General features: G+C 72.1%; 9 protein-coding genes. 3 read left to right on the forward strand and 6 right to left on the reverse strand.

What is annotated here, in order from left to right; all coding sequences use genetic code 11:
* Window positions 1–7: 7 nt before the first annotated feature.
* From ACQ452_RS18245 to ACQ452_RS18265, 5 genes are all read right to left on the reverse strand, one after another.
* On the reverse strand, window positions 8–718 hold the full coding sequence (locus ACQ452_RS18245; protein ID WP_433394209.1) for a class I SAM-dependent methyltransferase: 711 nt from the start codon (window positions 716–718) through the stop codon (window positions 8–10).
* A 138-nt stretch (window positions 719–856) separates the two neighbouring features.
* Window positions 857–2,269, reverse strand: coding sequence for a condensation domain-containing protein (locus ACQ452_RS18250; protein WP_433386197.1), 1,413 nt, complete (start codon window positions 2,267–2,269; stop codon window positions 857–859).
* The gene (locus tag ACQ452_RS18255) at window positions 2,256–3,794 is read right to left on the reverse strand and encodes a tryptophan 7-halogenase (RefSeq protein WP_433386199.1); all 1,539 of its coding nucleotides are present in this window, start codon (window positions 3,792–3,794) and stop codon (window positions 2,256–2,258) included. The genes ACQ452_RS18250 and ACQ452_RS18255 overlap by 14 nt, the downstream gene beginning before the upstream one ends.
* 34 nt (window positions 3,795–3,828) lie before the next feature.
* Window positions 3,829–5,439 carry a tyrosine 2,3-aminomutase gene (gene cmdF / locus ACQ452_RS18260; RefSeq protein WP_433386201.1) on the reverse strand — a complete coding sequence of 537 codons (1,611 nt, stop codon included), beginning with the start codon at window positions 5,437–5,439 and terminating at the stop codon, window positions 3,829–3,831.
* Window positions 5,426–8,605, reverse strand: a complete 3,180-nt coding sequence (locus ACQ452_RS18265; protein ID WP_433386203.1) for an AMP-binding protein — start codon at window positions 8,603–8,605, stop codon at window positions 5,426–5,428. The genes cmdF and ACQ452_RS18265 overlap by 14 nt, the downstream gene beginning before the upstream one ends.
* Window positions 8,606–8,790: 185 nt before the next feature.
* On the opposite strand from ACQ452_RS18265, the gene ACQ452_RS18270 reads away from it, so the two are divergent.
* Both ACQ452_RS18270 and ACQ452_RS18275 read left to right on the forward strand, forming a co-directional pair.
* Entirely contained in the window at window positions 8,791–9,066 is a 276-nt protein-coding gene (locus ACQ452_RS18270) for a phosphopantetheine-binding protein (RefSeq protein WP_433386205.1), read from the forward strand.
* 49 nt (window positions 9,067–9,115) lie between these two features.
* On the forward strand, window positions 9,116–9,361 hold the full coding sequence (locus ACQ452_RS18275; protein ID WP_433386207.1) for a hypothetical protein: 246 nt from the start codon (window positions 9,116–9,118) through the stop codon (window positions 9,359–9,361).
* Window positions 9,362–9,406: 45 nt separating this feature from the next.
* Here the strand turns inward: ACQ452_RS18275 and ACQ452_RS18280 are convergent, their stop codons facing one another.
* On the reverse strand, window positions 9,407–11,182 hold the full coding sequence (locus tag ACQ452_RS18280) for an FAD-dependent monooxygenase (protein WP_433386209.1): 1,776 nt from the start codon (window positions 11,180–11,182) through the stop codon (window positions 9,407–9,409).
* A gap of 270 nt (window positions 11,183–11,452) precedes the next feature.
* Between ACQ452_RS18280 and ACQ452_RS18285 the strand changes: the two genes are divergently transcribed.
* On the forward strand, window positions 11,453–12,499 hold the full coding sequence (locus ACQ452_RS18285; RefSeq protein ID WP_433386211.1) for a methyltransferase: 1,047 nt from the start codon (window positions 11,453–11,455) through the stop codon (window positions 12,497–12,499).
* Window positions 12,500–12,543 lie beyond the last annotated feature (44 nt).

A 12,543-nucleotide genomic window follows, 5' to 3' on the forward strand; every position in this document is an offset into this window, starting at 1 on the left:
CGCCCGGTCAACGGCGCACCCCGACCAGAAGGGGCCGTCCGGCCAAACCGGTGGGGAGCAGCTCGCCACCGCAGCCGGCCGCCGCGAATGCGGTGAGGTGCTCCTGGCGCGCGAATGAGTGCAGCAGCCGCGTGTCGGCCAGGTGTCGCACACTGTCCCCGTCGGCGACAAGGACGTGCCGCTCGATGTGGTGGGCTCCGTCGCGCGGCCGGCCCCGTTCGATCCGACTTACCGTCCGGCCGTCGTCGTGGACCAGCGCTTCGGTGGCGGTACGGCGGATGACCGTGTCCGGCATCCAGAAGGGTGCGACGATCAGCAGTCCCCCCGGCGTCAGGTGACGCGCCAACGCTCGAAGGAGGGTGCGGTACCCGGCCAGCGTGAACCTCGCCGACTCGTCGTGCAGGCAGGCGACGACGTCGTAGGTGCGCCCCAGGTCGAGCTGCGGCAGTGTCCCCTCGTGGACGGTCGTGTCCGGCAGCGCACGGCGGGCCGCCTCAGCCGTGGCCGGGCCGGTGGCGACCCCCTCGACAAGCGCGAAGTGCGGGATGAGGTGCCGCAGGTACTCTCCCGCGCCACACGCGACGTCGAGCAGTGCGGTGGCGCCCGGGCGGCGGGCCTGGACTACACGCGATACCGCCTCTGCCTCCGCGGCGTGGTCGCGACGGTCGCCGCCGTCTGTGAGATCGTAGAACGTGGATTCGCCTGCCTCGACGGGCATGGTCACCTCCGGATGGGTCGTTGCGGTCCGCCGACGTCGGTCGTCGGAGGCCGGTGCTGGTCGTCGTGTCGGCTCGTGGGCGTCTTCTCCCCCGGTGGAGGCCCGGACCGGTGTGGCGGCCGGGCCCCACCGGCACTGCTAGGCCGGCAACACCCGGCCGAGGGCCTCGCGGTAGCCGTCCACCAGCCCCGTCACCGTTTCGGTCCGGAACTGACCGCGGCCGTACCCGACGCTGCCGACGATCCCGCCGCCGTCGAACTCGACAGCCCAGAGCGCCCCGTCCGGGATCTGCGAGCCCACCGGCTGGAACTGCAGGCGTCGGCGCATCGCCCGGTAGTGGAGGTCACCGAACCGCTCACCGCGGGCGGTGAACGGCGACTGGACCAGCTGGAAGACGCAGGCGGCGTGATCGTCGCCGGCCGCGTCGGCCATCAGGTCCGGTGCCACCCCGAGCAGGTCGACGAAGGGGATCTCGTACCGGTAGGCCTCGATGCAGGCCGCCCGGACCCGGTCGACCAGGTCGTCGAAGCGGTCGTGTGCGTCGACCCGCACCCGAAGCGGCAGCATGTTGAAGAAGGAACCGACCATGTCCACCGTCCAGGCCGGCCGCCGGCCGGGGGTGAAGGTCGGCATCACCACGTCGGGACGTCCGGTCAGCTGCGCGAGATGCCGTACGTAGACAGCGGCCAGCACCATGAACGGCGTGCAACGCCGGTGTCTCGCGTACTGGCGTACCCGGCGTCCCAGGTCGTCGTCGTAGCGGAACCGGTACCAGGACGTGGCGTCGGGAATCTGGTCACGGCGCGGCCGGTCCATCCGGATCGGGGTCACCGTGGCCTCCCGCAGCCGGTGCCGCCAGTACTCCCTGGCCTCGGCGAAGGCCGGTGACGCCCCAGCGCCCCGCTGCCAGTGCACGTAGTCCCGGTACTGGCGGACCGGTGACAGGGCCGGTCGGCGACCCGCCCGCCGGTCGGCGTAGCAGAGTGCGAGGTCGCGCAGCACCACCTGGATGGACCAGCCGTCGACCGCGGTGTGGTGGGCGGCGAGCACCAGGAGGGAGTCGACGCCGTCGAAGCGCACCAGCCGGGCTCGCAGCGTCGAACAGTCGTCGATCGCGACCGGGTGGGCCTCCACGTCGTTGAGCAGGGTCTCGGCCAGCCGGTCGCGACCGGCGGCCGGGACAGCGACGGTCTCGACGTCGAGGCGGGGGGTGAGCGGCGGATACACCCGCTGGTGTGCCTCCCCCGGTTTCCGCACGATCCTGGTGCGCAGGGCCTCGTGTCGCTCGACCACGTCGTGAAGTGCCACCCGCAGCGAGCCGACGTCGAGCGGTCCGGAGATCCGCCAGCCACCGACGATCGTGTACCGGGGTCCGAACGGGCCGGCGTCGTCTCCGGTGTCGACAATGCGAAGGAACTCCTGCTGGCGGGAGAGTGGGAAGCGCTGTCCCGGTTCCGGCGCGGGCGACGGCTGCGCCTGCGGCGCCGTCAGCGCCACGTCGTCCGGCAGCGCCCACAGGGGCGCCGCCGGACGGGGGTCATCCGCCGGCATGCCCGGTGCCGCCGGTCGGCGCCGACGGTGTCGAGCCCGCCGGGCGCCGCCACCGCATGCCGTCCTCGGACGGGACCAGCCCGCCCGGGCGGATCGGGTGCTGTTCGTCGACGTTGCCGCCCAGGGCTGCCTGGGTCTGGACCCGGACGCCCTCCTTGAGGACCTCCTTCAGCATCGACGCGCCGAGCAGTTCGCGGTCCTCGCCCGCTTCTGCGACCGGCTCCTGCACGACGTCGGCGAGTTGCCGGAAGGCCGGTTGACGGTGCTGGACGTAGGACCGGGCGTCCACCAGTGCCCGTTCCTGCGATCCGGCACCGCCGACAAGCTGCGCGAATGCCGCCACGGCGTCGGCGACGGTGTCTTCGCTGAGCCGCTTGGCGGTCCAGAAGTACGACTCCTCGTCCTGCTGCATGTCGTAGAAGGCCACCAGGAAGTCGTGGAAGAGCCCGTACTCGCGGCGGTAGCGAGCCTCGAACTCCGCCAGGACCGCCTCCTCGTCCAGTTCCCCGGCGAGGCAGGTGTTGACGCAGCGGGCGGCGAGCAACGCGCTGAACGTCGCCAGGTGCACCCCGGAGGAGAAGACCGGGTCGATGAAGCAGGCGGCATCGCCGACGAGGAGCATCCCGGGCCGGGTGAAGGTGTCGTGGATGTAGGAGTAGTCCTTACGCACCCGGACCTGCCCGTACGGACCGCTCTGCACGCGGGTGGCGTCGGCGAGGTAGTCGGCGATCATCGGGCATTCGGCGATGAGCTGGTGCAGGACCGCCTCGCGGTCGCCGTCCCGGATCCGGTCCAGCGCCTCCGGGCGCAGGACGGCGCCAACGCTGGTCAGCGTGTCACTCAGCGGGATGTACCAGAACCAGCCGCTGGGAAACGCGACGGCGAGGATGTTGCCGCCGTTGGGTTCGGGAAGTCTCTTGCCGCCCTCGAAGTACCCGAAGAGCGCAAGGTTGCGGAAGAACTCCGAGTAGTGCCGATCACCACCGATACGTTTGTGGATTCGACTGCGGTGGCCGGAGGCGTCCACGACGAAGCGGCTGCGCACCTCACGTCGGATGCCGTCCTCGTCATCGAAGCGGACCCCGCAGACCCTGTCGCCATCCTCCAGGACGTCCACGACGGCGCATCGTTCGCGGACCGTCACCCCCTTTCGACGGGCGTTGTCGAGCAGGATCTGGTCGAACTTCATCCGCTCCACCTGGTAGGCGGTGGCGCCTTCGCTGGCGAACTTCGGGGAGATGGCGAAGGCGAACGTCCACGGCTCCGGGTTGCGGCCCCACCGGAACGTGCCTCCGCGCTTCACCGGGAAGGCCGCGCGGGCGAGTTCGTCGGTGACACCGGTCAGCCGGCAGATGCCGTGCACGGTGGACGGCAGCAGCGACTCCCCGATCTGGTACCGGGGAAAGGTCTCCTTCTCCAGCAGCAGGACCCGGTGTCCCTGCATCGCGACCAGGGTGGCGGCAGTGGAGCCGGCCGGCCCGCCGCCCACGACGACGAGGTCGTAGTCGAATGCGTCGTTGTTCATGTGACGTCCTCCAAAGATCACACAGTGGTTCGGGTCAGCGCAGGACAACGCCGGCGGACCGGACCGCGTCAAGCAGGTCTGCGCGACTCAGCGCCGTCGCCACCGCCGCGATGTCGTCGGCCATGTGGCGGTCGCGGTGCAGGGTCGGCGCGATGGACCGGGTGAGGTCGTACGCGGCCCGTCCGGCCGGGCTGAGCTGCGCGTGGCGCCCGGACACGTCGACCGCCTGGGCGGCGGCCAGGAGTTCCACGGCCAGGATGGTGTCGTTGTTCGTCAGCACGCGACGCGCGTTACGTGCGGCGATCAGGCCCATGCTGACGATGTCCTGGTTGTCGCCGTTGGACGGGATGCTGTGGATGCTGGCTGGTCCGATCGTGCGGTTTTCCGCGACCAGGGCCGTCGCCGGGTACTGGGCGCCGGCGAACCCACTGTTGAGTCCCGGCTCGGTCATGACGAGGAACTCCGGCAGGCCGTAGTTCAGGTGGCGGTTCAGCAGGCGGTTCGTACGCCGCTCCGAGAGCACGCCGAGCTGGGTCAGGGCGATGGTCACGTAGTCCATCACGAAGGCGACGGGCTGGCCGTGGAAGTTCGCGCCGTGGAACACCTCGCCCTCGCCGAAGAACAGCGGGTTGTCGTTGGCGGAGTTGAGCTCGATCTCGACCGTCGCCCGCGCCTGGGCAAGGGTGTCCCGTACCGCCCCCAGCACCTGCGGCACCGCGCGCAGCGAGTACGCCTTCTGCAGGTAGATCTCCGTACGCTGCACCGCCTCGTCCTGTCGTCGCTCGTCGGCGAGTTGCTCGCGCAGGCTGGTGTGGGAGACGGTCAGCGCACTGCCACCCATCAATGCCCGCATGTTGGCGGCGGAGTCGATCTGACCCGGGTGCGGCCGGGCGAGATCATGCCCCTCGGCGACGAACGGGGCTGTCGATCCGCGCAGCGTCTCGATGACCAGCGCGGCGACGATCTCGGCCTGGCGTACCTGTTCGGTGGCTCGCCCGACCACGAGAGCACCGAGGCCGGTCATGGCCGAGGTGCCGTTGATCAGCGCCAGGCCCTCCTTGAACCGCAGCTCCATCGGCACGATGTCGAGTTCCTGAAGCACCTGCGCGGTCGGCACGGGTCGTCCGTCGCGCAGGACGCGGCCCTCCCCGAGCACGGTGCTGGCGATGTGTGACAACGGCGCCAGGTCGCCGCTGGCACCGAGCGAGCCCATCTCCGGGATCGCCGGCGTGACACCGAGGTTGAGGTACAGCTCAAGTCGGGTGATCAACTCGGGGCGCACCGCCGAGTAGCCCTTGGCGAGGGCATTGAGCCGGGTGGCGAGGATCGCCCGCGCCTCCACCTCGGAGAAGTAGGGCCCGACGCCGGCGCTGTGGCTCCGGACCAGGTTGGTCTGGAGCTCCACCTCCTTGCACTGGTCGACAAGCATGTAGATCATCTCGCCGTACCCGGTGGTCACGCCGTACACCGGGATGCCCTGTCGGACGATGTCCTCGAAACGCTGCCGGCTGTCCGCCGCCCGGGCCAGTGAGCCCGCCGGAACGACGCAGGCGGCGCTCTGCTCGGCCACCTGTCGCAGCTGGGCGATCGTGAGTCCGTCGCCGTCCAGGACAACCGGCTTCGCGCGGCTGTCAATCTGAGCCATGGTCCTCTTCCCATCGTCGTGGTTGACCGGTGGCACCGAGTGACCCACCGACTGTCGGGTCGCCGTTCGCGTCGACCGCAGACCGCACCGCCGCCGCCATCCCGGCGACTGTCGGAGCAGCCAGGAGCTCAGCCAGCGCGACATCCACGCCGAACCGCGCGGTGCACAGGTGGGCGAGCCGGGCCAGCAGCAGCGAGTGCCCGCCGGCGGCGGAGAATTCTTGGTGCCGGTCCGCTGGAGGGGCCGGCAGCAGTGCCGCCCACATCTCTTCGACCGCACACTCGACCGGGTCGGGCGTGAGCCGCGCGGCGGCATCGACCATCCGGGTGGGGTCGGGCAGCCGGGCGCGGTCCACCTTGCCGCCGACGTTGCGAGGGATCCGGTCGAGCAGGGCGAATGTGGTGCGGTGGAGCACCGGCCCGCAGCGGTGGCGTAACCGCGCCCGCAGCGACGCCACCAGCGTCGCCCGGTCCCCGCGGCCTCGGGGCGCCACGAAGACGGCGAGGCGGCTCACGAGCCCGTCCGGATCGGTCACCGCGGTCGCGGCGCAGTCCGCGACCGACGGAAGCTCGGCGAGGGCCGCCTCCACCGCCGTCAGCTCCAGTCGGTGCCCGGCGAGTTTGACCTGCTGGTCCACCCGACCGACGTGTTCGAGCACCCCGTCGAAGCGACGACGGCCGAGATCGCCGGTGCGGTAGCAGCGGGCGTCGGTGACGGCGGCCGGCGCGACAGCGCGCAGCGGGCGGAACGGGGCACCCTCCGGCCCGTGTCCCCCGGCGACGGGAAGGTAGCCGGAGACGGCGAACGGGCTGCGGACCACGATCTCCCCGGTCACCCCCGCCGGGCAGAGGCGGTCCTGCCCGTCGACGACCAGGATCTGCCGGCCGGGGATCGCCTGGCCGATCGGCGTCCGCTCGCCGGCGACCGGCGCGAGGATCTGGTACGCGGTCGCCGCCACCGTCTCGGTGGGCCCGTAGACGTTCCACAGCCGCGCGTGCGGCAGCAGGTCACGCAGCCGGTTCGCCAGATCCACCCCGAGCGTCTCACCCATGAGCACCAGGTGGGCCAGGCGGTGCGGGGGCGCACCTCTGCGCTCGAGCGCCGCCACGAGTTCCCGGGCGAAGCTCGGTACGGTCTGCAAGAACGTCACGCCTTCGCGCTCGAGCCACCGCACGAACCGCTCGGGGTGGATCCGGACCCGGTCCGGCACCGGGACCAGCGTTGCGCCGGCGACCAGGGTGGCGAACACCTCGCACAGGCTGGGGTCGTGCTCGACGGCGGCCCACTGTGCCACCCGGGCGCCGGGCCGGAGTCCACCGACGTGGGCCAGCCAGGTGGCGAACTGCGCGAGCGCGGCGTGGGTCTGCCGGACCCCCTTCGGCCGCCCGGTCGAGCCCGAGGTGAAGGCGACGTACGCCGCGCCCGCGGGGTCGGTCGGACGGGTGGCCGTCGAGCCCTCGGGCGGTTCCGCCGCCAGGGCCAGCACCTGCCCACCCTCCTCGTCGCGGTACCAGCGAGCCGTCGGGTCGTCGTCGGGATCGCCGGTTACCAGCAGCACCGCCGGCCGCAGGTCGCGCAACACCGTTCGGGCCCGCTGCCCCTGGTCGCGCGGGCTCAGCCAGACCAGGTGCCCACCGGCCTGCAGCACGGCCAGGGAGGCGGCCACCAGCGTCGATCCCATCGACAGCCGGATGGCGACCGCCCGTTGGGCTACCGCTGCTCGGGCCTGCAGCCACGCCGCCAGGCCCGTCGCGCGGGTCACGAGTTCGGCGTACGTCAGGGGCTCCACCTCGTCGCGGACCGCCAGGGCGTGGGGGAACCGCTCGGCGCACTCGGCGACCAGCTCCGGCACCGGACGCGGCTGCGGGCCGTGGGCCGTGGCATCACCGGCACGGGCCGCGTCGGCGAGTTGCGCGGGTGTCTCCAGCGGCAGGTCGGCCAGGGTGCGGTCAGGGTCGCCGACGGCCGCCACCAGGAGGGTGTGCAGGTGCCCGAGGAGGCCGGAGGCTGTGCGGCGCTCGAGCCGATCGGTGCGGAAGGCCAGGGCGCCGCCCAGGGTGGGCCCGCCGGTGGCGACGGTCAACGTGAGATGGGCCAGGAGCGTCCCGCGTGGTGTCGCCAGTTCACGGACCGCCGCGCCGGCCAACTGCAGGGGTGCGTCGGTCCGCTCGGCCACGGCGAGCACCGCGTCGTACGGCGGGTTCCGCTCGGCGAGAGAGAAGGGATCGAGGCGTGGGCCTCCCAGCGGGTCGGTCGTCGCGGGGCGCGGACACCGCCGGACCGTCCGTCGAAGGTGCTGCCGGAACGTCGTGTCGGCGGTCGGCCCACCGACCACCGGCACGACCGTGGACAGGGGGCCGACGGTGGACTCCTCACCCGGCCCGCGCAGCGAGACCGGCAGGCCCACCGTGCCGGTGTCGTCGCGGCCGTGCCGGGCCAGCACGATCTGCAGCGCCGCCAGCACGATCGTTGCGGGGCGGGTGCCCTCTGCCCGGGCCAGGGCCCGGACGCGCCGGTGGGCCTCGCTGCCCCAGTCGAAGACGATCTCGTCGAGGGCCGCCGGTGTTCCGGGCACGTCCCGACCTACCGGCAGCGACACGGCCGACGCGGTCGACCACGGCTCGACCGCGGAGCGCTCCGGCACGTCGGCACCGCCCGGCTGGGGGTGCTCGGCGAGGCGGCCAGGGATCGGAGGAGGGGCGGGGGCGCCGATGGCCTCGGCGTAGCGGGCCGAGAGTTCCTGCGCGACGAGCGTCAGCGACACGTCGTCCGCGACCGCGCGGTGCGCGACGAGGTCGACGCGGTGATGTCGGGACGTGATCCGGTGGACCACGAGCCGGGCGAGCGGTCCCCTGTCGAGGGAACCGGGCAGCACCGCCGGTGTTCCCTGCCCCACCCGCCGTACGTCGAAGGCGTCGCGGTGGGCGGGCCCGACACGCGGTCGCGGTGTGCCGTCGACGCTTGCCACGGTCATCCGCAGCACGGCGTGCCGCTCGAGCACCACCCGCCAGAGCGCGCCCAGCGTGTCCACGTCCAACGGTCCGCTGACCCAGTACGAGTGACGGGCGACCGCTGGCGGTGCGTCCGGACGCAGCCGGGTGAGGAACCAGACGCCCTGCTGCACGTCCGAGGCGGCGGCCGTCAGCGGCGATGCGTCGATTGTCACGCAGCAGATTCTTCGGCGTGCCCAGGCGGTCGGGCACCTCTCGGATTGCGCCGTCGCCTGGTCTGCGCCCGGCGATCGGTGTCGACGTGAGCCGATCTTCTGGAATGCGCATTCGCAGAGATGCCGGCCACTGTCACCGTCGCTGAGGATGGCCCCAGAACTGAGCGCATGCTGGAGGACTCGACATGAACGACGCTGCGGGAACCGCCGATGACCACGTGGAAGGAGCGGAGCTGCGACGACGGATCAGCACGATCTGGCGGGACGTCCTGAACGCGCGGGACGCCTCCCCCGACGCCACTTTCCTGGAATTGCAGGGGCAGTCGATCTCAGCCGTCCGCATTGTCGGCCGAATCGAGGAGGAGATCGGCATCGAGGTGGACGCGGCCATCCTCTTCGAGGACCCCGACATGAGGACCTTCGTCGACGAGGTGGTGCGACGGGCGGGGCCCGCCGGCTAGCCCGAGTGCTCCACCGAGGCACCGCGGTCGACGCAGGAAGGAGCAGGCGATGCTGTCGATCAGGCTGTACGACATCGAGACCGGCCACGTGCAGACCCTCACCGAGGTGAGGGACCATGCGAGTGCCGACTCCTGGCTGGAGCAGTTCACCGCCGGCGGCCTCGGTACCAGTGACGTCGTCTACGTCGTGGAGGCGGCGTCGGTGCCGCCGCCGGTAGCGCTGCGCCTGGCCGCGGCGCCCTTCGACGGGACCCGGCACGTCGCCGTCACGTCGGAGTCCGGTGAGGCCGGCTGACCCGCGCTTGCGTCGGGTGAGCCCGGCGGCCCGGCCGCCACGCGCCTACCGGGGCGTGGCGGCCGCTGCCGCGAGTCCGTGCCACTGGGCCACGAGGTCGAGGCGCCCGGTGATCAGCGCCAGGTGAACCCGTTCTGTCCACGTGTCCGTCGACAGATCGCGGCACAGGTCGATCGCCCAGTCCTCCGGCACGCAGCCGGCGACCACCATCGCCGTCTCCGCCCTGATCCGACCGCCGAACTCGACCGCACGTTCCCACCAGTCGGGCACTGCGAGAGCCGGCAGCAGCAGAACGATGTCGACCCCCCGCACCCGCAGCGCCCGGACCCGCTCGAGCGCCGACTCCCAGTCGGTCCGGGTCGCCTCCGGTTCCGGGGGCGCCACCGCCACGACCCGTAGCGTGGGCGAACCCGCCCGGGCCGTCAGTCGCCCCGCCATGCCCGGTGCCCACCGGTCGACCACCGGATCCGACGGAAGCGGACGCAGGGTGGCCGCCGGTCGCAGCCCCGGCCCGTCGTCGCTTCCGTCGGGCGGCGATCCGTCGGGGCGGCCGACATCCGTCCCGACGAGGTGGAGCAGCCGGTTCGGCAGGCGTAGGGCGCCGACGGTGAGCGGCTCCGCCACGGCGTGACGGGCGGTGCCCGTCCGTGCGGAACCGGCAGCCGCCCGGTAGGCCGCCTCTGCCTCGGCGAGCCGTGCCGGGCAACGGCGCAGCAGGCTGCGGAAACCGACGGCGGTGCTGCGGCTGATGAAGTGCAGGCCGAATTCGGCCGGTGGCAGGTGCAGCCGACTGCCGTACGTCTCCCACCACCGCATGCTGGGTTCCGCCACCCGCTGCACACGTGCCACGGGCCCCTTGCGGGCCTGCTCATAGGCGGCGAGCGCCGCGGAGACGCTGTCGTGCTCGCAGAGCGCCGCGGCGAGCGCCGCCGCGTCCGCGAGAGCCATCGTGGTGCCGGAGGCGACGGTGAAGTGGGCCGTGTGCGCGGCGTCGCCGACCAGCACCACGTTGCCGTCGGACCAGCGCCGGTTCGTCACCACGTCGAACCGTGCCCATCGGCTCCGGTTGCTCACCAGGGGGGCGCCGATTCGGGTGGCGAAGACGTCGTCCAGTAGCGCCAACCCGTCCGCACCGATCTCGCCCGGTGACCCACCGGGGCGGGTCATGGCGTCCAGACCGGCCCGTCGCCACGTCTGCTCGTCGAGTTCCACCACCACCGTGCTCGGCCCCGCACCGCAGGCGTAGACGTGGGCGGCCATCGGCCCGTACCTGGTGGGCACGAAAAACATGGTGGCGGCGTCGCCGACGTCCGCGGCGGCGCCCAGCCAGATGTAGCGGGCGGCGCCGCTGCTCACCGTGGTGCCGAACGCGACCGCCCGATCGCTGCGGTTGGTCGAGCGGGCGCCGTCGGCGAGGACGATCACGTCCGCGTCCAGGTCGGAGACCTGCACGTCGGATCCGTGATGGAACCGGACCCCGACCCGGCGTGCCTCCTCGACGAGCAGCGCCAGCAGGACCGTGCGGGAGACCGTCGACATCGGAAAGCCGTCATAGCGCAGCGATCCACCCGGCAGCCGCAACTCGATGGCGGACAACGACCGCACCACGCGCCCGAGGCGTGCCGCCACCGCCGGATCCCACATCGTCATGTCCCGCAGGGTCCGCTCGGTGAGGGCGACACCGAAGCCGCTGCCGTCGCCGGGTCGGCCGCGCTCGTAGACGTCGATCCGCGTGCCCGGCAACCCGTGACCGAGCAGCCGCGCCAGGAAAAGACCGGCGGGGCCGGCACCGATGACGGCCACCCGCGTCGCGCCACCCATGTCCGCACCGCCTTCTGATGTCGCCGGACCGCGCCGCTTCCCGCGCCGACGCGGTCCGGCTGGCTCGATCATCACAGCGGCCGGACCGGCGCGGCATCTTCCCCGATGCGCAGCGGGGCGGGGGCGGACCGACGCCCACACGCCGGACGACGCGCACACACGGAGGTGCCCGCGACCGGGCGACGCGACCACGATCGGAGCGTCCCGGGGGCAGCCACGCCGTGCGGCGGGATCGCTGGTCCTTCCCCGGCAGGGCCGCAAAGGAGAAGCATGGGCACCGATCGGCACGTGTCGCTGACGGAGGCCGACTACCTCCGCCTGCTGGTTCATGGCACGACCGCGTTCGAGCTGGTGCGCGCCAGCCTGGAACTCGAGATCTTCGAGCAGCTGGACCGCGCGGGCGGGATGGATCCGGCGCGGCTGGCCGAGGCCATCGACGTCCCGGTGCAGCCGGCTCGCGTCATGCTGCTCGGGCTCTGCGCGCTGGGGCTGGTCGACAAGCGCGATGACGTGTACGTCATCTCCAGGATGACCCGGGACAAGCTGCTGCGGTCGAGCCCTCGTCACCTCGGACCACTGGTCGACGTGCAGGCGAAGGTGATCAACCAGGCCATGCCGGATCTCGCTGAATCGGTACGCCACGGCACCAACGTCGGCCTCCGGCACCTGCCGGGTCCGGGGACGACCCTGTACGAGCGGCTCACCGCGCACCCCGACCTGCAGCGGGTGTTCTACACCAACATGGGCGACGCATCGCGCAAGGCGTTCGCCCCGCTGGCACAGTGCTACGACTTCAGCACGGTGCGGCATGCGGTGGACGTCGGTGGTGGCGATGGCACCAACGCCATCGAACTCGCCAGGCGTCACCCGCACCTCACGGTCACCGTCTTCGACCACGAGAGCGTCACCCGCCTGGCGGCCGACCGGATCGAGGATCCCGACCTGCGCCGACGGATCCGCTTTCACCCCGGTGACATCCTCACCGACCCGCTCCCCGCCGGCGCCGACGCGGTACTCGTCTTCCACATATTCGAGATCTGGTCCCGGGAGCGCAACACAGAGTTGCTGCGTGCGTGTCGGGCGGCTCTGCCGGACGGCGGTGTCTGCCTGGTCTACAACTTCGTCTCGAACGACGCGGGCACCGGCCCGATGAGCGCCGGGCTGGTGTCCCCGTACTTCCTCACCCTCGCCTCTGGCGAGGGCATGGCGTATTCGGCCGCCGACATGGAGCAGGCGCTGCGGGATGCGGGCTTCGCACACACCGAGCGGTACGAGGACATGGGTTTCAGCCACGCGCTCGTCGTGGGCCGCCGGTAGGACCTCGCGCGGCAGCCCACCCGCACGTACCCCCCTGCGATCGC

This window comes from Micromonospora sp. KLBMP9576, assembly GCF_050941805.1.
Classification (GTDB): Bacteria; Actinomycetota; Actinomycetes; order Mycobacteriales; family Micromonosporaceae; genus Micromonospora.